The 19,414-nt window shown below is 53.5% G+C and carries 17 protein-coding genes; 8 read left to right on the top strand and 9 right to left on the bottom strand.

Annotation, left to right across the window (positions count from 1 at the left end; translation table 11 throughout):
* Positions 1-4 precede the first annotated feature (4 nt).
* The 5 genes from BCF11_RS27530 to dnaA all read right to left on the bottom strand — a co-directional run bounded on the left by BCF11_RS27530 (position 5) and on the right by dnaA (position 8,248).
* Positions 5-871, bottom strand: a complete 867-nt coding sequence (locus BCF11_RS27530; RefSeq protein WP_143751298.1) for an HNH endonuclease — start codon at positions 869-871, stop codon at positions 5-7.
* On the bottom strand, positions 868-2,541 hold the full coding sequence (locus BCF11_RS10540; RefSeq protein ID WP_098494699.1) for an AAA family ATPase: 1,674 nt from the start codon (positions 2,539-2,541) through the stop codon (positions 868-870). Before BCF11_RS10540 ends, BCF11_RS27530 begins: the two co-directional genes overlap by 4 nt.
* A 195-nt stretch (positions 2,542-2,736) precedes the next feature.
* Complete coding sequence (gene gyrB, locus BCF11_RS10535; RefSeq protein ID WP_098494698.1) at positions 2,737-5,220, bottom strand: DNA topoisomerase (ATP-hydrolyzing) subunit B; 2,484 nt, start codon at positions 5,218-5,220, stop codon at positions 2,737-2,739.
* A 144-nt stretch (positions 5,221-5,364) separates the two neighbouring features.
* Positions 5,365-6,471 carry a DNA polymerase III subunit beta gene (dnaN, locus tag BCF11_RS10530; protein WP_038483788.1) on the bottom strand — a complete coding sequence of 369 codons (1,107 nt, stop codon included), beginning with the start codon at positions 6,469-6,471 and terminating at the stop codon, positions 5,365-5,367.
* A gap of 337 nt (positions 6,472-6,808) precedes the next feature.
* Entirely contained in the window at positions 6,809-8,248 is a 1,440-nt protein-coding gene (gene dnaA, locus BCF11_RS10525; RefSeq protein WP_098494697.1) for a chromosomal replication initiator protein DnaA, read from the bottom strand.
* 469 nt (positions 8,249-8,717) lie between these two features.
* Here dnaA and rpmH point away from each other — a divergent pair, with 469 nt between their 5' ends.
* The 5 genes from rpmH to mnmE all read left to right on the top strand — a co-directional run bounded on the left by rpmH (position 8,718) and on the right by mnmE (position 12,898).
* Positions 8,718-8,852: a 50S ribosomal protein L34 gene (gene rpmH / locus BCF11_RS10520; protein ID WP_061535510.1), complete on the top strand. Its 135-nt coding sequence runs from the start codon at positions 8,718-8,720 to the stop codon at positions 8,850-8,852.
* A 28-nt stretch (positions 8,853-8,880) separates the two neighbouring features.
* Positions 8,881-9,297, top strand: a complete 417-nt coding sequence (gene rnpA, locus BCF11_RS10515) for a ribonuclease P protein component (protein ID WP_098494696.1) — start codon at positions 8,881-8,883, stop codon at positions 9,295-9,297.
* A gap of 82 nt (positions 9,298-9,379) precedes the next feature.
* Complete coding sequence (gene yidD / locus BCF11_RS10510) at positions 9,380-9,676, top strand: membrane protein insertion efficiency factor YidD (protein WP_098497430.1); 297 nt, start codon at positions 9,380-9,382, stop codon at positions 9,674-9,676.
* 19 nt (positions 9,677-9,695) lie between these two features.
* Positions 9,696-11,375: a membrane protein insertase YidC gene (gene yidC / locus BCF11_RS10505; protein WP_098494695.1), complete on the top strand. Its 1,680-nt coding sequence runs from the start codon at positions 9,696-9,698 to the stop codon at positions 11,373-11,375.
* A 125-nt stretch (positions 11,376-11,500) separates the two neighbouring features.
* Positions 11,501-12,898, top strand: a complete 1,398-nt coding sequence (mnmE, locus tag BCF11_RS10500; protein ID WP_098494694.1) for a tRNA uridine-5-carboxymethylaminomethyl(34) synthesis GTPase MnmE — start codon at positions 11,501-11,503, stop codon at positions 12,896-12,898.
* Between the two features lie 520 nt (positions 12,899-13,418).
* Here the strand turns inward: mnmE and BCF11_RS10495 are convergent.
* Entirely contained in the window at positions 13,419-14,660 is a 1,242-nt protein-coding gene (locus BCF11_RS10495) for an EpsG family protein (protein WP_098494693.1), read from the bottom strand.
* A 435-nt stretch (positions 14,661-15,095) separates the two neighbouring features.
* On the opposite strand from BCF11_RS10495, the gene BCF11_RS27525 reads away from it, so the two are divergent.
* Both BCF11_RS27525 and BCF11_RS27520 read left to right on the top strand, forming a co-directional pair.
* Positions 15,096-15,419: a hypothetical protein gene (locus BCF11_RS27525; RefSeq protein WP_143751297.1), complete on the top strand. Its 324-nt coding sequence runs from the start codon at positions 15,096-15,098 to the stop codon at positions 15,417-15,419.
* A gap of 30 nt (positions 15,420-15,449) precedes the next feature.
* Complete coding sequence (locus BCF11_RS27520) at positions 15,450-16,196, top strand: ATPase (RefSeq protein WP_143751296.1); 747 nt, start codon at positions 15,450-15,452, stop codon at positions 16,194-16,196.
* A 185-nt stretch (positions 16,197-16,381) separates the two neighbouring features.
* Here the strand turns inward: BCF11_RS27520 and BCF11_RS10480 are convergent, their stop codons facing one another.
* Complete coding sequence (locus BCF11_RS10480) at positions 16,382-16,690, bottom strand: HigA family addiction module antitoxin (RefSeq protein ID WP_098494690.1); 309 nt, start codon at positions 16,688-16,690, stop codon at positions 16,382-16,384.
* Positions 16,691-16,895: 205 nt separating this feature from the next.
* Between BCF11_RS10480 and BCF11_RS10475 the strand changes: the two genes are divergently transcribed.
* The gene (locus BCF11_RS10475) at positions 16,896-17,507 is read left to right on the top strand and encodes a cold shock and DUF1294 domain-containing protein (protein ID WP_098494689.1); all 612 of its coding nucleotides are present in this window, start codon (positions 16,896-16,898) and stop codon (positions 17,505-17,507) included.
* Positions 17,508-17,553: 46 nt separating this feature from the next.
* On the opposite strand, the gene BCF11_RS10470 is transcribed toward BCF11_RS10475, so the two are convergent.
* Together BCF11_RS10470 and BCF11_RS10465 are read right to left on the bottom strand one after the other, a co-directional pair.
* Positions 17,554-18,276 carry a haloacid dehalogenase type II gene (locus tag BCF11_RS10470; RefSeq protein ID WP_098494688.1) on the bottom strand — a complete coding sequence of 241 codons (723 nt, stop codon included), beginning with the start codon at positions 18,274-18,276 and terminating at the stop codon, positions 17,554-17,556.
* Positions 18,277-18,334: 58 nt separating this feature from the next.
* Positions 18,335-19,408, bottom strand: a complete 1,074-nt coding sequence (locus BCF11_RS10465) for an AI-2E family transporter (protein WP_098494687.1) — start codon at positions 19,406-19,408, stop codon at positions 18,335-18,337.
* Between the last annotated feature and the right edge of the window lie 6 nt (positions 19,409-19,414).

Below are 19,414 nucleotides of genomic sequence, written 5' to 3'. Positions count from 1 at the left end.
CCACTTATATATCCAAGAGCACAATATCTACTTCAGCAGGCCTGGTTTCAGGCATTTGACTATATAAAAAATCAATCACATCCTTATTTGCGAGCATGCATTTAAAAAAAGCGTTTCCCCAATTTCTACTGGCCCTTTCTTCGGCCTGAGCTTGTCCTAAGCGCACTTCAAATAATTCCACAATATTAAATTTTTCGTGCCGCGCTTTCTTCAACCAAAAATTATAAGTACGTCGACAATATAGAAGAATCCGAGACCTCAGCTTAAGGTGTTTCACGTGCATTGCGATGCGCGCTCGTGAGTCGTCGGTCACCGGACCAAAAGCTACGAAATTGACCGAAAAATTTGGCTCACCTCCTTCGAAATTCACTGTAACTGTGAAACCAATTTTCGAAATAAGATCCGAATAAAAAGGATGGAGGTACTTCGCTGTTCCTTCGGTATTACAAAAATAATTTGCTCCTTTTGTTGGCATGCACCCTCTACATTGAGGCACTAAATTATTCGGATAAAATGCATACTCTGGCCACTCATCCTTGGGAATGAAGTGATCAAGCGTGTCCGGGGTAAACGGATACCCACAGTAAGGACATTCTTCTAAATTATTTTCATTCCGTCTATGCCGCATTATCTTCGCAATACTTGTCGGTGGAGCCATGTAATAGTCAATTAAAACCATTTTATGGCCAGCGTATGTTGTAGCCGCAAGCTCGACGTTAGGATTTGTTATAGAAGTTGTATAGCTTTTGTAGCTAACACGTAAGGTGTCCGCCAAAGGTGTAAGCTCAGCAATGTTTGCCTTTTCACTCGCGAGCGCCATCGTTAGCCATTGATCATCAGGATCAAGCAACATTGAATCTAAGAATTTCACTCCACCACCCCAATGATAATGGCTGATGAATCTTGTTCATCGATTTTTGACATTACATAGGTAAGTGCTTCGTCACCAATTTTTTGTTTCAACAACTCCAACGCTTGGCTTGGGCCGTTTTCTTCAATTACCTCGTCTATATCATTTTGATACGGTTTTCGCGTGTAATAATCATCAAATACTTCACCGGCAATAAGATCCAGAGATTCACCACGAGTTTCGAAGGACGGGAGGAGACAAACAGTCTTGCCATTTTCTTTTCGTAAGATTCGTACGGACGTCTTATCCACCTCTCGAACCATCACGGGAGAGTGTGTAGCAATAATGGCGTAGGAATTAGTATCATTTAATATCTTCTTTAGCATATCGAGTAGGGCAATTTCTAGACTCGGATGTAAGTAGAGTTCAGGCTCATCAATAATGACCAAGCTTTCTTCCTCTATTTCAGCTAACAAGCTTGGAAGCATATATGAATACATTCTTTGTCCAGAACTAAGAGGAACCAGACTATCGCCCTTGAAAAAAGAAATCCCATTTTTTAAATCCAAAGTATCAATGTTAATATCTTTGATCAAAAAATTATCTTTATCTAGATATATAAATCCATTTGTTCGATGTTTTAACCCAATAGCACTAAAATCGATATGCATTGATAAAGCTGCTATAAGGCCAGAGAATTTTGAAGTAGATCCCCACCATTGGTTCTCTTTGTCGTATTTTTGAATTTCGATTAATGACCGAATACTATTTTCCAAAGGCCAAGCCAGGGAGAATTGCCCCGTATTGTCGCGAAAACCGACATAGGCATACGCGTTGACATTAAGGCGTCGTCGGAGTTTTTTTTGTTTCGAGTCCCTACGTATCGCGAAATGAGCTTCCTGAAGCTTTGTAGCAACACCATCTTTAGTGTAATAATCTTCAAACGGTGAGTAGGCGATGGCCACTACCTTATGGAAATAAGGCCAAGGTTTATTGGACTTATCTATACCCGTAATTCCTTGAATTACTGCGCGCAATATGTGTGTCTTTCCAACGCCATTTGGCCCAATTAAAATATTTATATTTTTATGATCAAACTTGTTTAAATTTGAAAATGAAAAATCAATTGGTTCAAATGTTTCTGGCAAATTTTCAAGAGAAATTATGAATTGATTTTCAGGCTCATATTTACCTATTGCAATCTGTGAACCTTTTCTTAAGGCCGCCTCAGAAGCAGAGCCTGACCGTAACAACGCTACCTGGAAACCAGGCCACTTCCGATATTCAGTTTCCTTTTCTATAAAAAAACTCGCGTCACACATTGCTTCCAAAAAATTATCTACAGAAGACACATCCAACATTACCGGTATCAATTTTCGGTAATAGTCCATCTCACTCGATAGGGAAACTACCAATTCAGGCTTAAAAAGTGAAGTAACATCGAAACTATTTTGGCTAATAGATTTCCCTTGAAGAAAATACTTTGATGAATCCATAAAATCTTTTACTAAAATTTTACAAATGCCAAGATATTCTGATTTCATAGAAATAGAAAAATAGACCTTAAAGGTAACATAGTAGTCATAGTCATTCCACGGCTGACCATAATTTGTACCGATATGATCTTGGATGAAATGACATCCTTCAATCTCGCTAAAATCCAAATATTTTGTTGAAAAATATATTTTCATAATTTTTAAAAAATTTTATTAGCCAGTTATCGCCACTATAAAAAAAACTTAATACCCCTACCTCAATAGATTCAAAAAAAAGCCAACCTTATGGTTGGCTCTTTCATAAAACTAAGGTTGAACAACTAGTGGTGAGTTATCACAGCACTTTGGCGCAAATAAAAAATACTACGGCGCCGACGACATCCGGCTTAATCAAACATCAATATTCCCAGCCTGCAGCGCATTCAACTCAATAAACGCCCTACGCGGCTCAACATCATCCCCCATCAGCGTCATGAAGATCTGATCCGCAGCAATGGCATCTTCAATCTGCACCTTCAACAACCGGCGCACAGTCGGATCCATCGTGGTTTCCCACAGCTGCGAAGGATTCATCTCGCCCAGACCTTTATAGCGCTGCTTGCTGACGCCGCGTTCGGCTTCGTCGCGCAGCCAGGCCATGGCTTGGTGGAAGTCGATGATGGCTGACTCTTTGACTTTTTCGCCGGCACCGCGGCGGATCAGGGCGCCTGGGCCGATCAGGCCCTTGAAGGTTTCTGCGGCGTTGACCAGCACTGCGTAATCCGGGCTGGCGACGAAGTCGCTGTCGATGGCGCTGGCCTTGATGTTGCCGTGGTAGCGGCGCAGGATGCGCAGGGCGTGCTTGTCGGAGAGTTCGTCGGATTTGACGACGACTTGGACCGATGGCTCGTTGATCGATGCTTGCAGGGCTTGGGCCGAGGCTTCGGCGTCGGCCAGGGTGTCCAGCTTGAGGGTGACGCCGGTCATGATGGAGGTAAGGGCGGCGCCGTCTACCGCGCGCGTCAGGCGCGTGATGATGGAGTTGGCCATGTTGTACTGGCGCACCAGTTCGGCCAGGGCCGGGCCGCTGATCGGCAGTGCGCCTTCGCTTGGCACCAGGGCGGCGTCGTTGAGGGCGACCTGCATCATGTAGGAGACTTCTTCGGCGTCGTCCTTGAGGTAGCGCTCGTCCTTGCCGTGCTTGACCTTGTACAGCGGCGGCTGGGCGATGTAGATGTGGCCGCGCTCTACCAGTTGCGGCATCTGGCGGTAGAACAGGGTCAGCAGCAGGGTGCGGATGTGGGCGCCGTCGACGTCCGCATCGGTCATGATGATGATGCGGTGGTAGCGCAGCTTGTCGGCGTTGAACTCGTCGGCGCCGATGCTGGTGCCGAGGGTGGCGATCAGGGTGGTGATCTGTTCCGACGACAGCATTTTTTCAAAACGGGCTTTTTCGACGTTGAGCACTTTACCGCGCAACGGCAGGATGGCCTGGAATTTACGGTCGCGGCCCTGCTTGGCTGAACCGCCCGCGGAGTCACCCTCGACGATGTAGAGTTCGCACAGGGCTGGGTCTTTTTCCTGGCAGTCGGCCAGTTTCGATGACAGGCCGAGGCCGTCCATCACGCCTTTGCGGCGCGTCAGTTCGCGCGCCTTGCGGGCGGCGTCGCGGGCGCGAGCGGCTTCGACGATCTTGCCGCAGATGATCTTGGCGTCGTTCGGGCGTTCTTGCAGGTAGTCGTTGAGTGTCTTGGCGACGATTTCTTCTACCGGCAGGCGCACTTCGCTGGAAACCAGCTTGTCTTTGGTTTGCGAGCTGAATTTCGGCTCTGGCACTTTCACGGACAGCACGCAGGTCAGGCCTTCGCGCATGTCGTCGCCGCTGGTTTCTACCTTGGCTTTCTTGGCGAAGTCATGCTCTTCGATGTACTTGTTGAGCACCCGGGTCATGGCGGCGCGCAGGCCGGTGAGGTGGGTGCCGCCGTCGCGTTGCGGGATGTTGTTGGTGAAGCAGAGCACTTGTTCGTTGTAGGCGTCGTTCCATTGCATGGAGACGTCGACCGAGACGCCGTCTTTTTCGCCGGTGGCCTGGAAAATCGTCGGGTGCAGGACGGTCTTGGCTTTGTTGATGTATTCGACGAAACCGCGGGTGCCGCCTTCGAAGGCGAAATTTTCTTCCTTGCCGGTGCGCTGGTCGGTCAGCTTGATGTGCACGCCGTTGTTGAGGAAGGACAGTTCGCGGATACGCTTGGCCAGGATTTCGTAGTGGAATTCGACGTGCGTGAAAATTTCTTCGTCAGCCCAGAAGTGGACTTCGGTGCCGCGCTTGTCGGTGTCGCCGATGACCTTGATCGGGGAGACCAGCACGCCTTCCTGCATTTCGGTTTCGCGGTTTTGCGGCACGCCGCGCACGAATTCCATGTAGTGCACTTTGCCGTCGCGGCGGATGGTCAGCTTGAGCAGCTTGGACAGGCCGTTAACGCAAGACACGCCCACACCGTGCAAACCGCCGGATACCTTGTACGAGTTCTGGTCGAACTTGCCACCGGCGTGCAGCTCGGTCATGACGATTTCGGCTGCGCTGCGCTTTGGCTCGTGCTTGTCGTCGAACTTGATGCCGGTCGGTACGCCGCGGCCGTTGTCGGTGATCGAGATCGAATTGTCGGCGTGGATGGTGACGTGGATTTCGGTGCAGTGTCCGGCCAGCGATTCGTCGATGGAGTTGTCCAGCACTTCGAACACCAGGTGGTGCAGGCCGGTGCCGTCAGAGGTGTCGCCGATGTACATCCCCGGGCGTTTGCGTACCGCTTCCAGGCCTTCGAGAATTTGGATCGAGGACGCTCCGTATGCATTGGGTTGCGGCTGATTGGTGTTGTCTTGAGGGGCTGATGACATGGCTACCTTCTGAAAAGCTTACTTCGGAACTACACATATTGGGGCTGATGCTACTTTTACAAGCAACCGTAGGGTGGGCACTCCGTGCCCACGCGGTGCGCGGAGGGCGTTGCAGCGTGGGCACGGAGTGCCCACCCTACTCGGCTAGATCCGCATTGGCATGACTACGTACTTGAAATCGGCGTTTTCCGGCACGGTGATCAGTGCCGAGGAATTGGCGTCGCCGAGGGCGATGTTGACGTTGTCGCCCTTCAGGTTGTTGAGGACGTCGAGCAGGTAGGTGACGTTGAAACCGATGTCGACGCTATCGCCGCCGTAGTCGATTTCCAGTTCTTCAATCGCTTCTTCCTGGTCGGCGTTGGTGGAGCTGATTTTCAGGCTGCCTGGAGTGACTACCCAGCGCACGCCCTTGAACTTGTCGCTAGTCATGATGGCGGCGCGTTGCAACGAGCGCAGCAGCTGGTCGCGGCTGATGGTGAAGTCGTTCTTGTAACCCTTCGGCACCACGCGGGTGTAGTCGGGGAACTTGCCCTCCACCAGCTTGGAGATCAGTTCAATATCGGCGAACGACAGCTTGACCTGGTTGTTGGCGATTTCGAGCTGGACCGGCTCGTCGGTTTCTTCCAGCAGGCGCTGCAGTTCGATGATGGTCTTGCGCGGGATGATGACTTCCTGGCGCGCGAACTCTTGCTCGGTGGCGACCTGGCAAAACGCCAAGCGGTGGCCGTCGGTCGCAACCGCGATGACGTTCTTGCCGTCGAGGACCAGCAGCAGGCCGTTCAGGTAGTAACGGATATCCTGTTGCGCCATCGAAAAGTGCACCATGTTGAACAGGTGCTTGAGCGTCTTTTGCGGCAGGGTGACGGTGGCGTTGTAGTGGTCTGCCTGGGCCACTGTCGGAAATTCTTCTGCGGCCAGTGTTTGCAGCGCAAAACGCGACTTGCCGGACTGCACGGTCATGCGCTTGTTGCTCAGGGTCAGCGAGACTTCGCCGGTGTCCGGCAGGGCGCGCAAGATGTCCAGCAGCTTGCGCGCGGCGACGGTGGTTGCCGCCACTTCGCTGCCGCTGCCGACCTTGGCGTTGGTGGTGATTTGCACTTCGATGTCAGTCGACAGGAAAGAGACCTTTTCGCCGTCTTTGCGAATGAGGATATTGGCCAGAATCGGCAATGTGTGCCGACGCTCGACAATACCGCTCACGATCTGCAGTGGCCGGAGAAGGGTATCTCGGTTGGTTTTGACCAATTGCATAGCTATATCCTTGTTATTTAAAAATCAAATATTGCTGCTTGCTGTATGCCTGAATGCGTACGGGTTTAAATGCTTGGTAAGCAGTCTGTAAATGTAACTTAAATCGACCCTCTACGGACCCATCCGGGCCGGAAATCTGCGCCGCTTTGCGGATTTTTTGCGATTATTAGTTAATAAATCAGCAAGCCGTCAGATTTAACCAAATCAGCAAAAAAACCACAGTTTCCGCGCCAGACCAAACTTACCCGAACTTACTTTATACAAACTTATCCACAGGCTGACAGGCAAAGTGCACAATCGCCTGAAATGTCAAAATCAAGCTGAAATCAACCCCGAATCAACCCTTGAGCGTCTGCTCCAGCACGTGCAATTCGTGGTTGCATTCCGGATTCTTGGTGCGGTCGGCGGCGATCTTGCGGACGGCGTGCAGCACCGTGGTGTGGTCGCGACCGCCGAACAATTCGCCGATTTCCGGCAAGCTTTTCTGGGTTAATTCCTTGGCAAGGTACATCGCAATCTGGCGCGGACGGGCGATATTCGCCGGCCGCTTTTTCGAGTACATATCGGCAACTTTAATGTTAAAGAAGTCCGCCACCGTCTTCTGGATATTCTCTACCGAGATCTGGCGGTTCTGTACCGACAGCAAATCTTTCAGTGCATCCTTGACAACATCGATGCTGATGTCTTTGCCATGGAAACGGGAGTAAGCAAGAATCTTGCGCAGCGCGCCTTCCAGTTCGCGGACGTTGGAACGTAGGTGTTTGGCAACAAAAAACGCCACGTCATCGGAGAAGGTCACGCCTTCGGATGCCGCTTTTTTGAGCAGAATCGCGACCCGCATTTCCAATTCCGGCGGTTCGATGGCGACTGTCAGGCCGGAATCGAAACGCGAAATCAGGCGGTCATCCATGCCGGTGATTTCTTTGGGATAGGTATCGCTGGTGATGATGATTTGTTTCTTCGCTGCAATCAAAGCTTCGAAAGCATAGAAGAATTCTTCCTGGGTGCGGCTCTTGCCGCCGAAGAACTGGATGTCGTCAATCAGCAACAGATCGAGCGAATGGTAGTAACGCTTGAAATCGTCGAAACCCTTGCGTTGGTAAGCAGTCACTACGTCGCGAACATACTGTTCTGCGTGGATGTAGCGGATCTTCGAGTTCGGATTGTCGGCCAGCAGCTGGTTGCCGATGGCGTGGATCAAGTGGGTTTTACCGAGGCCGACGCCGCCGTACAGGAACAGCGGATTGTAGGAAACGCCCGGATTATTGGCGACCTGGATCGCTGCCGCGCGTGCCAACTGGTTGGCTTTTCCGGTAACGAAACTGTCAAAACTCAATGCCGTATTGATACGCGATTGATCGCGCCGGGCGGTGACTGCGCTGTTCTCGGTCTGCACTTCCGGCAGGCGGTCGAAGTTGCTGTTGCCATAAGTTCCACCGCCGGCAGCCGACGACATCGCGCCAGACTGCTCGCTACTATTATTAGTATTGGCGTGCGCCACCGGCATGCTGGACATGGATGGGGCAGGGGCTGCCTTGCGCGGGTCGAGCACGAACACCACTTCGATCGGCGCTTCCCAATATTGGTGCGCCAGCGTGGTGATGCGGCTGGCAAATTGCGTTTTGACCCAATCCAGTTTGAAGCGATTCGGTGCGGCTATACGCAACCGACCGTCTTCGTAGTCGAGGGGCGTCAGCGGTTTTATCCACGCGCTAAATTGTTGAGGCGTCAATTCCTGCTCCAACTGGGTAGAGCAGCTCTGCCAGAAATTTTCCATGAATCGTTCTAAGTAAGACTAAGTGAGAGTGTGCGGGATGAGGTTCTTTACGCCCTGGGCTGATGTTTTTATTGCACGCTGATTCAGTATTACCCCCGATACCTATATAAGTAGCCGGGTTGGATAACTGCGCAATGCTTAACTGGCGGGCGTGCCACACATAAGTCGCTATTCTACCCTTGCCGGCGCAAGTTATCCACAGGCACGGCCAATTATTGCTGGCGGCCGGGAGAAATGGACCTTGTGGAAAAGAGCCCTAAGTGATTGACAAACAAGCAGAAAATGCGGTTTAATTCAAGGTTCACTGTCCGCTGAATTGCTCGTTTGCGCGTTGACTGTCGCCTGATCCTGTCCCGATTCCGTAGTTCTACGTCGTGGCACCCGGCTTCAGCTCAAGTAGCGAAAGGGTAAAAACCCAGCGCTCTGAGTGTGAAGATCCGATTTATTTTTGCTGATTAGCGAGACCAACATGAAACGTACTTACCAACCTTCCGTCGTGCGCCGTAAGCGTACTCACGGCTTCCGCGCCCGTATGGCAACCCGCGGTGGCCGCGCTGTGCTCAATGCACGTCGCGCTAAAGGCCGCAAACGTCTGGCAGCTTAATCAAGCCGGACGCTAAGGCGTTGCTTGCGTGACTGACACTGACCGTTGCGACCGTTGTTCCACCGAGAACTGCGCTCAAGACTTTTCACGCGACCGGCGCATCGTTAAAACGGATGAGTTTTCATCCGTTTTTCGTTTGCGCCCTGTCTATAGAACAGCGCACTTCGTCTTGTATACCCGCCGCAATACGCTGCCGCATGCCCGTCTGGGCGTGGTGGCGGCGAAGCGGCTGGCGCCGCGTGCTGTTACGCGTAACACCGTCAAACGCGTTACGCGCGAGCTGTTTCGCCTGACACCATTGCCGCCAATCGACTGCATTGTGCGTTTATCCAAACCGGTAAACACCAAGGCAGGTCCGGCTACCACCGCGCGCCTGAAGCGGGAATTGCTGAGCGAGCTCAAGCAGCTGTTCGCGTCGCAACGCCTGGCGGCCGGCAAGCCGTAATTACAGTTATGGCTTGGGGCTTGTATTGTTCCAGCCTGGCTATATATACGGCGGGCTGGAAGAAGAAGGGAAAAAAGCTGTCATGAAAATGCCTCTACTGTTCCTGTTGCGACTCTACAAACTGGGCATCAGCCCGTTTCTGGGACAGAATTGCCGTTTTTATCCCAGCTGCTCCGATTACGCAGCCGAAGCAATCCGCACGCATGGCGCCCTGAAGGGCAGCATGCTGGCCGGACGTCGCCTGTGCAAATGCCATCCCTGGCACGCCGGCGGACTCGATCCGGTGCCGCCGCATGCGTCATCGGCATCTCTATCCGCATCTCCATCTGCAGTCAAACCCGCAGCGCCTTCCCGGTCTTGCGGTTGCAGCCATTCCTGAATCATAGATAAATACTCTTATGGATATCAAACGTACCGTCCTGTGGGTTGTATTTTCGGTGTCGCTATTGTTCCTCTGGGACCAGTGGCAGCGCCATAACGGCCAACCGTCGCTGTTCTTCCCGGGCACCGCTCAAACCGCACCTGCTGCCAGCGGCCCTGCCAATGCAGCTGCCGGCGCCAGCGCCAGTGCCGACGTACCGCAAGCTTCGGCTAGCGCAGCCGGTGCTCCTGCTCCGTCCGCCAGCGCCGTGCCTGCCACTGCGGCCGATGCTAAAGGCGAAGTCATCACCATCACTACCGATGTGGTCAAGGCCGACATCGATACCATTGGCGGTGAACTGAAGCGCCTGGAACTGCTGAATCACAAGGATACGGTCGATCCGACCAAGAACCTGGTGCTGTTCGACTCCAGCGCAACCCGCACCTATCTGGCTGAAACCGGCCTGATCGGCGGTCCTTTCCCTAACCACAAGTCGCCCTTCACGGCCTTGCCTGGCGTGCGTACGCTGGACAATGGCAACCAGGTGCAACTGGTGCTGGAATCGACTGAAGGCGGCGTCAAGCTGACCAAGACTTTCACCTTCAAGCGCGGCGACTACTCGATCGACGTCAAGCACACCGTCACCAACGACAGCGGCGCGCCGGTATCGCCTTCGCTGTACCTGCAACTGGTGCGCGACGGCAATGCACCTGAAGGCGAACAGCGTTTCGTGCACACCTTCACCGGCGCATCGGTTTACACCGAAGGCAGCAAGTTCCAGAAATTCCCGTTCGACAAGATCGAAGGCGGCAAGGCTGAACACGCTACCAAGGCTAACGACGGCTGGTTTGCACTGATCCAGCATTACTTCGTTTCCGCTTTCATCCCGCAAGACAAGGCGCCGCGCGAAATCTTCACCAAGAAGATCGCCACCAACCTGTATGCGGTCGGCAATATCCTGCCGCTGGGCACCATCGCACCGGGCGCCAGCGTCTCCATGGATGCGCGCCTGTACTCCGGTCCGGAAATCCAGAGCGACCTGGAAGCGGTTGCGCCTGGCCTGGAACTGGTCAAGGACTATGGCTGGCTGACCATCATCGCCAAGCCGATTTTCTGGCTGATGACGCAGATCCATAAAGTGCTGGGCAACTGGGGCTTCACCATCATCGCCCTGACCGTGCTGATCAAGCTGGCCTTCTTCCCATTGTCGGCGGCGAGCTATCGCAGCATGGCCAAGATGAAGCTGGTGACGCCGAAGATGACCGCGATCCGCGAGCGCTTCAAGTCAGAGCCGCAAAAGATGAACCAGGCCATGATGGAGCTGTACAAGACCGAAAAGATCAACCCGCTCGGCGGCTGCCTGCCGATCGTGATCCAGATCCCGGTGTTCATCTCGCTGTACTGGGTGCTGCTGGCCAGCGTCGAAATCCGCAATGCACCATGGATAGGCTGGATCCACGACCTGGCCGCACCGGACCCGTTCTATATCTTGCCGGTGCTGATGGCTGTCTCGATGTTCATCCAGACCAAGCTGAATCCGACGCCGCCTGATCCGATGCAAGCCAAGGTGATGATGTTCATGCCGCTGATTTTCTCGGTCATGTTCTTCTTCTTCCCGTCGGGCCTGGTGCTGTACTGGGTTACCAACAACGTGCTGTCGATTGCGCAGCAATGGGTGATTACCCGCAAGATGGGCGCAGGTCCAACGAAAGCCTAATTTGGTTTATATCGATTAATCTCGATTGTCGTAAAAAAGCCCGTGAATCGAAAATTCACGGGCTTTTTTGTTGGCTTCCGCTTGCCGCTGTTTCTATTATCCAACAACCCTCGTAGAATAATTCCATGTCTTTCGATTCCTCTCCCATCGCCGCCATCGCCACCGCACCAGGACGCGGCGGCATCGGCGTAGTCCGCATTTCCGGCAAACATCTTGGTCCTATCATCGAAGCCGTGTGCGGCATTGCGGAAAGCAAGCTGATCCCGCGCCACGCAACCTACCTGCCGTTCAAGCATGCCGACGGCAGTGTCATCGACCAAGGCCTGGCGATCTATTTCAAGGCGCCGCATTCTTACACCGGCGAAGACGTGCTGGAGTTGCAGGGTCATGGCGGCCCGGTGGTATTGCAGATGCTGCTCAGCCGCTGCCTGGCGGCCGGCGCGGAACTCGGCTTGCGCATGGCCGAACCGGGCGAATTCACGCAGCGCGCCTTCATCAACGACAAGCTCGACCTGGCGCAGGCCGAAGCGGTGGCGGACCTGATCGAAGCTTCCACCGAGGCGGCGGCCAAGTCGGCCTCGGAATCCTTGTCCGGCGCGTTTTCCAAAGTGATCCATGCACTGGTGGAGCAAGTAACCAATTTGCGCATGCTGGTCGAAGCGACTTTGGATTTTCCGGAAGAAGAAATCGACTTCCTGGAAAAATCCGACGCACGCGGCCAGCTGGCCACCATCCGCAGCACACTGGACAATGTGTTCAGCCAGGCGGCGCAGGGCGCCTTGCTGCGCGACGGCCTGAACATCGTGCTGGCCGGGCAGCCGAACGTTGGCAAATCATCCCTGCTGAACGTGCTGGCCGGCGCCGACGTCGCCATCGTCACACCGATCGCTGGCACCACCCGCGATAAAGTCACGGAAACAATCCAGCTGGAAGGCATCCCGCTCAACATCATCGACACCGCCGGCATCCGCGATGCCGAAGACGCCAACGACGAAGTCGAGCGCATTGGCATCGAGCGCACCTGGGCCGCGGTAGCCAAGGCCGACGTCATCCTGCACATGCTGGACGCCAACCACGGCCCGGCGCTGGCCGATGAAAAAATCGTCGCCCGCTTCCCGACCAATGCGCCGGTAATCCGCATCTGGAACAAGATCGACCAGTCCGGCCACAAACCCGCGGTCGACGTAATGGGCGAGGTCACCCATATTTATCTGTCCGCCACTGACTACCTTGGCATCGACCTGCTGCGCACCGAACTGCTGCGTATCGCCGGCTGGCAGCAAACCGGCGAATCGCGCTACCTGGCGCGCGAGCGGCACCTGATCGCGCTGAAGGCAGCGCGCGATCATCTGGAGATTGCTGACCAGCACGCTAATATCGACAATCGCGTCAATGATCAGTCGCTGGATTTGTTTGCGGAAGAGTTGCGGCTGGCGCAGGATAGGCTGAGCAGCATTACCGGAGCGTTTACGCCGGATGATTTGCTGGGGGTGATTTTTTCGCGGTTTTGTATCGGGAAATAAATTTTTGATTATTCGCAGATCGATAATCTTATCGGAGCAATCGAGCAATTGCCTGCAAGTCTTGTGCGGGTACTTTGTTCTTTGCGTCTGGCATCGAAGATAAAACTGAGGCCAAGCATGACAACGTTGTCATGTGGCAAATAGCGACGGGCGAGTGCTTGCAATACGCTCGGGGCTGCTTAAGGAGGCAAAACAAAGAACAACGGCCGCCTTATCCTTAGAACTCTGTAAACCGTGATCTTATAGAAGCAACCGAAATTTCTTCGCCCAAACGCCAAGCCATATCACAGATCTGGATGGTTAAGCCACCGTCTGCAGCATCGAGAGAGCCATTGCATCTGCCTCAGAAAGCACCGTGGCGGAGCTGAAGGGAAGGTCGCTTCGCGGCATCAACGCACAACCGTGAAAATTACCCCCATGCACGTTCCATGCCGACTGGTTCATCTCATGATCGGCGTCTCTCATCTGGCGGACGCCGTCAAATTCGCCGTCTGGTCCGGTCTAGCAACGGACATGCGGATTATTTGTCAGTCAACGGCAAGGCAATTGCGGGGATTTGGCTAGGCAGTTCCACAGTGCCGTAGCGACATCCTTCCGGTGGACAGGCCATACTAGCCGTGAGGTTGTACTGCTCTAATCTCTTACGCCCGTCACCCGGATTATTCGTGAATATGAAGCGCATCGCTGACTGGTAAGGAATGTATGGAAGCGCCGGTTCGCCGAGCAACGGTCTAACTAGTGCCGCCATGCTCAGGATGAAAACAGCCGCCAGCTGGATCGCTTTATGTCGCGGCGTTATTACGGGCCATGTGCGATAGAGCAAGATCCCTTGGGCTATCACAACAAAATATTTTGTCCTATTCCAAAACAAGGGAATTTGCCAGAGAAGCGCTTCTACAATGATCATCAGGAGAATCGACAGCATCAGCGATTTTTCTAAGCGAGAAGTGACATCGACGATTTTTGAGAAATACAAAAAAACAAAAATATTCAATAAAAAATAAGCTGTTGCTGCCGGTGTTTTTAGCGACGGTCCGATGCTCTGGTAATGATGAAGCTTCTCCGCAATAAAGCTGAACCGGATATTCTCAGCCAGTACCCCCAGCAAATCGAACAATCCCAATCCTGAAAAATAAAAAGCCGCCAGTCCCAGTAAAACAGGGATCTTGAACGCCATGATTTTTTTATAGCTCGATGTAAAAAATATCGGCGCCAGTACCACAATCGAATATTGGAAAAAAACTCCCGCCAAGAACAGCGCCAGCGCAGAGATATATCTTGATTTGTCGAATCGAATAAGTGAAAGCATCAAAAATGACACCGCGATTGACTGTCGCATGATCCCCATCTGGGCCAGCAGATACGCCCAGCAGAAATAAATGGCAAAAACAAAAACAAAATTTGCGCGACAGTACCGGGCGAAGATAAAGAATGAAATTCCGTTGAAAAGTGCAACGATAAAATACAGCGCCTGGATGCTGCCGCCAAACTGCTTTATCGTGGCAAGCAGAATGATGAACAAGGCTTCCATTGGCCTTAAGGCTTCTGGCAGATTTGTGAAAGATAACTGGAGTAGCGGAGGAGAATCGTTGAGCGCTTGTTCATAAGCGATCCAGTCATATCCCGTTTCCCAACGGAAGCCGGCGAGCATTACAAAAGTAACGATGGCAACAGCGACCAGCAACGGATGTAGTTTTTCGCGATTTTCAGCAAGGAGAACAAGTATCCAGAAAATCAGTGCAAGAGCTATATAAAAAGTCAAATTTCCGCCAAATTAGTATTTTTTGATCTAAAAAAGTTATCCGAAGTCGCCATTCCTTGTCCGGCGATTTTGAACGTCATTGGATAGTGCTTGAAGACGACAAAGAAGTTTGACATTGGCCGCTTTAATGCGCCTTGGATTTTTGCACCCTCGCTTTCGCTCCCCCAGTATTTCAACCGAAGCAACTCTCCACAATGCTGTCGAAGCATTATTGTTATTTTCCCACCTTGCCGTAGGGCACGCCAATCATTCCAGCGGTATTTGCCAAAATACAAGATGAAGTATTATTGCCTTTATGGCACTTTGTTGTATATTTTTAACACAAATCGTTACATATTGTTACTACTTGCAACATGCAATGGCTTTTCTTTAGGCAACTTTGTAGTATCAGCAATGTTTTATCTGTTTCCTATAAACCAACCTTAGAGGATATTCATGCGTAAATTTATTGGTGCTTTGGCCATGGCAACAGTTTTGGTTTCCGGATCTGCCTCCGCTTGGGATGGCGTTACCAGCGGCGTAATCAGCACAATTAGTTTGGTTCCGAGTACAGGAAATTACGAGACACGCATCACCTTGGCAAACGGCGCCCAATTTTGCAACGGACAGACCTGGGCTGCTCTCCATGCCGGTACTCCCAATTACAACGTCGTTACCGCGTCCTTGCTGACTGCCAAAACCCAACGCTCGACAGTCACTGTCTATACGAATAAAGATGCGAATGGCAACTGCTTGATAGGTTATGTGACCGTCAGTTAAGACCAACCAGGCTGCGGAGAAAAACATCAAATGAAGCTCATACGCGCTTTTATAGCGTTACTCATAGTTTTGACGGCATCAGCTTGTGGCGACGGCAGTAACTCGTCGTCAGCACAGAAGGCCGATACAACGAAGCAGTCAGGCGCAAAGGGCTTTCCACGAGTCTCCACAATCTGGCCTGAGTTGGCGATCCCAACTTGCTGGAGCATGGATACAGCAACATTTAACAAATACGCATCTCAAAGAGAAACTACACGCCTGGCCGTTACTTCTACGTGGGAGGCAAACTCGCTGGTCCGTTTCGTTGGCTGGCAGCAATGTACCGGCGTACCCAACCAGGGTGTTTCTATTGCGGTGCAGGATGTCGGGCCATATTCTGCGGCATTGGGGTCGCAGGCAAGAAATCTCTCTCCTGGCGTCGTATTGAATTTTGAATTTGCTAACTGGAGCCAGAGTTGCCAAACGCAAAAGGATTATTGCATTCGGGTCATTGCGGTTCATGAGTTTGGACATATCCTCAGCTTTGCACACGAGCAGAATCGTCCCGACACCCCTGCCGGTGTATGCAGCGCCAATGAACAACCTCAGGGAACCAATGGAGATACGTTGTTTGGGGCATGGGACCTAAACTCTGTCATGAACTATTGCAATCCAAATTGGAATGGCAACGGCAATCTCAGCCCAACCGATATTGCAATGGTACAGGCTTATTATGGCGACCCAAACCTCCCTCCAGTGGACATCACGCCAATCACCAGCATGTTGCTTAGCGATTAAAACTGAAACAGCAGATACGTTTCCACGGAAGGAAAACCAAAAAACCTCGGGCCGGTAAAACGGTGCGAGGTTTTTTATTTTGAGAGGTGCTATTGGACGGTTCAGGACAACTAGTTATTTCCCCGGTGAATTTGTCATCGCCGGTATAGAGCTCATACCCATACAAACTGGGCTCCCCGTCGGGCTTAAATTTCTGAATTTGCGCTTTGAACCTGTTCCATCGGCTTAGCTTCTTTGGTAATCCTTGGCAGGATTTCCCGTTCAGCTATTTTCAAATCAAAGCTTTGCTGGAGATTCAACCGGGACAATGCATCTCCTCTAAAATTGCGCGCGAGGCGCAAGGCAGCATCTGGCGTGATGCTGCGATGTCCGTGGAAAATTTCGCCAATCCTGGTTGCCGGAATTTTCAACGCTACAGCGAGCGCATTTGCACTCATGTTCGATGGCACAAGAAAATCTTCCTTAAGAATTTCTCCAGGGTGAATCGGGCGCATCCGATTTTGAATTTTGCTCGCAATTTACTCCTAAGTGACCAGTGTATTGAGAGATAGTAAATGCAGCTGTAAGAAAGGTATTGAAATTTGGTTCAGCGGCACAATATTGGTTTGGTCTCCTCCAACACTCCCTAAGTTTTGGACTTAGCCCGCCGCCGCAAGGCAGGCGGGCTTTTTTTTAATACGTTTCGGCTCCCAGCTCCCTATGCGCTACCAAGGAAAAATCACCGGCTGGAAGGATGGCAAGGGCTTTGGCTTTGTCGCCACCAATGGGAAAAACGAAAAGGCCTTTGTCCACATCAAGGCATTTTCCGACCGCGAGCGGCGGCCGGCTGAAGGCGATCTCATCAGCTACGAACTGATCCTGGAACAAAACGGGCGTTTTCGCGCTGATAAGGTCAGGTTTGCAGGCGGTGCTGCCGCTGCTCCGAAGCCTGCCAGATCGGGTTCGCTTGCGGCCGTTTTCACCGTCGCGTTTTGCTGTTTGCTGCTGCTGGCCGCTTTCGCGGGCCGTCTGCCGCTTGCTTTTGCCGGTCTCTATCTTGTGGCCAGCGTGGTCGCCTTTGTCGCCTACGCCATCGACAAATCGGCGGCGCAAAGCAGGCAATGGCGCATTCAGGAGAACACCTTGCACGTGCTGGCATTGATCGGCGGCTGGCCGGGGGCCTTGCTGGCGCAGAAGACGCTGCGCCACAAGTCGAGGAAGGAACAGTTTCAAACGGTCTTTTGGCTGACGGTGCTGCTCAATTGCTGTGCACTTGGCTGGCTTTTTACCGAGAGCGGAGCGGCTTTCATCCGGCCTCTGGTGCATGCCTGACCTTGTACGGGCCGGCTGCTGCGGGACGCCTGCTTAAGCGACGCTGTTACATGCCGAGCTGACTGGCCAGGTCGCCGAAATCCGTGGCCACCAGGTCCCAGGCTTGCTCGGCAACCAGGTCGCTGGTCTGGCCTGGTCCGTGTTCGGCAGGGCGGGCGACGAACGCTGTCCTTAGGCCGCACTTCCGTGCTGCCGCGAGATCGCCGTTGTGGGCCGCTACCAGGCAAACCTGCTCCGGCTGCAGAGCCAGAATCTCCGCCGTGCGCAGATAAGCCTGCGGCATAGGTTTATAGGCTTGCGCCACTTCGGCGCCGAGAATCGCATCCCAGGGCAGGCCGGCGCGTTTGGCCATGTCGATCATCAGGATCACGTTGCCATTCGATAGCGGCGCAATGATATAACCCGCTTTCAGACGCGTCAGACCTGCGACGCTGTCCGGCCATGGATCGAGCCGATGCCATGCCAGGTTCAATTCGCCCAGCTCCGCTGCCGGCAGCCGGTACGGATCGATGCCGAATTCGAGCAACGCTGCTTCCAGGTTCTCCCTGTGCAGCACGTCCAGCCGGGTAAAGGGCCGGCGACCGCTGCGCACTTCTTCCATCGAGGGGGCATAGCGGCGGCGCCAGGCATCAGCAAAAGCCAGCGGATCGGCCGCGCTAGCGCCATGCCTTGCCAGGAAAGGCGCCGCTTCGCGCGCAACGCCGCTGCGCCAGTCCACTACCGTGCCGAATACATCGAAAACCAGGGCGCGTACATTATCGAATTTCATGCTGCTCCGTTCCTGTCCGTTCTTGATTGCCTGCGAGGATTCATGATGCGTTGCCGGTTCAGTCTTGCCCCACCCAGTCACGCCATAATACCGTCAGCACCGTCATCAGCGCCGGCCCGATGAACAAACCCAGCAAGCCGAAGGTCTGGGCGCCGCCGAGGATGCCGAACAGGACCAGCAGGAACGGTAGGCGGGTCGAGCTGCCGATCAGCAGCGGCCGCACGAAGTGCTCAGCGATCAGGACCACGACGAAACCGAATACGGCGACGCTGATTGCACCGACGGCCGCTCCCTGTGCAAACAGCCAGAGCGCGGCGCCGCAGAAAATGATCGGGGCGCAGAACGGCAGCATGGCGGCAATCGCCGTCAGCAAGCCAAGTAAGGTGGCATGCGGCACGCCGGTGATGGCATAGGCGATGCCCAGCAGCGCGCCCTCGCCGATCCCGACTACTACCAGCCCGGCGACAGTGCCGCGCACGGCCGCCGTCATCTGGTGCGCCAGCAGGGCGCCGTCGACGCCGAAGGCGCGGCGGGTGGCTTTGACCAGGTTGCCGCTCATCCTTGAACCGGCCTGGAAAATCACGAACAGCGTCATCAGCATGAAGCCGAACAGGATCAGGCCGTGCGCCGCCAGCGCGCCGAAATGCCGGCCGGCGGTGACTGCCGCTTCGACATGCAATCCCTTGATGAAAGGCGAATCGTGCAAAGGCCGGGCCAGGTTTTCCTGCCACCAGCCACTGATTTGCGGCGAACTGAAAGGCAAATGCTCGACCAGGCCGGGCAGCGGCAGGCCATTCGCTTCAGCCTGCTTGAACCACTCGATAAAATCGTGCGACTCGTGGGCAGCCTGGGTGATCACCGCCACAAAAGGCAGCACTACAAACAAGGCCACTGCCGCGGTCAGCAGCAGCGCCACACCGATCGTCCGCGCGCGCGATCCGTGCGGAGTCTCCAGGCGCAGCAGCAGCGGCCATAAAGCGATGGCGATGACGCCGGCCCACACTACCGCCGGAATGAAATCGCGCATGACCCACAGCGCCAGCAACACCAGCAGGGCGTAGAGCCCGACGGTGGCGGCGTTCTGGATTTTCTTGCTGCTTGTTTCAGGTTCACCTGGTTTACGTTGGATCATGGAGTC

This window comes from Collimonas sp. PA-H2, assembly GCF_002564105.1.
Lineage (GTDB): Bacteria > Pseudomonadota > Gammaproteobacteria > Burkholderiales > Burkholderiaceae_D > Collimonas.
The sequence above is the reverse complement of the archived record's forward strand: the minus strand, read 5'-3'. Positions and strand labels throughout refer to the sequence as shown.

Excerpts from the sequence above, each read along its gene's own strand:
- BCF11_RS10540 (WP_098494699.1), bottom strand. The coding sequence starts at position 2,541 with ATGAAAATATATTTTTCAACAAAATATTTGGATTTTAGCGAGATTGAA.
- gyrB (WP_098494698.1), bottom strand. The coding sequence starts at position 5,220 with ATGTCATCAGCCCCTCAAGACAACACCAATCAGCCGCAACCCAATGCA.
- dnaN (WP_038483788.1), bottom strand. The coding sequence starts at position 6,471 with ATGCAATTGGTCAAAACCAACCGAGATACCCTTCTCCGGCCACTGCAG.
- dnaA (WP_098494697.1), bottom strand. The coding sequence starts at position 8,248 with ATGGAAAATTTCTGGCAGAGCTGCTCTACCCAGTTGGAGCAGGAATTG.
- rpmH (WP_061535510.1), top strand. The coding sequence starts at position 8,718 with ATGAAACGTACTTACCAACCTTCCGTCGTGCGCCGTAAGCGTACTCAC.
- yidD (WP_098497430.1), top strand. The coding sequence starts at position 9,380 with ATGAAAATGCCTCTACTGTTCCTGTTGCGACTCTACAAACTGGGCATC.
- yidC (WP_098494695.1), top strand. The coding sequence starts at position 9,696 with ATGGATATCAAACGTACCGTCCTGTGGGTTGTATTTTCGGTGTCGCTA.
- mnmE (WP_098494694.1), top strand. The coding sequence starts at position 11,501 with ATGTCTTTCGATTCCTCTCCCATCGCCGCCATCGCCACCGCACCAGGA.
- BCF11_RS27525 (WP_143751297.1), top strand. The coding sequence starts at position 15,096 with ATGCGTAAATTTATTGGTGCTTTGGCCATGGCAACAGTTTTGGTTTCC.
- BCF11_RS27520 (WP_143751296.1), top strand. The coding sequence starts at position 15,450 with ATGAAGCTCATACGCGCTTTTATAGCGTTACTCATAGTTTTGACGGCA.
- BCF11_RS10480 (WP_098494690.1), bottom strand. The coding sequence starts at position 16,690 with ATGCGCCCGATTCACCCTGGAGAAATTCTTAAGGAAGATTTTCTTGTG.
- BCF11_RS10475 (WP_098494689.1), top strand. The coding sequence starts at position 16,896 with ATGCGCTACCAAGGAAAAATCACCGGCTGGAAGGATGGCAAGGGCTTT.
- BCF11_RS10470 (WP_098494688.1), bottom strand. The coding sequence starts at position 18,276 with ATGAAATTCGATAATGTACGCGCCCTGGTTTTCGATGTATTCGGCACG.
- BCF11_RS10465 (WP_098494687.1), bottom strand. The coding sequence starts at position 19,408 with ATGATCCAACGTAAACCAGGTGAACCTGAAACAAGCAGCAAGAAAATC.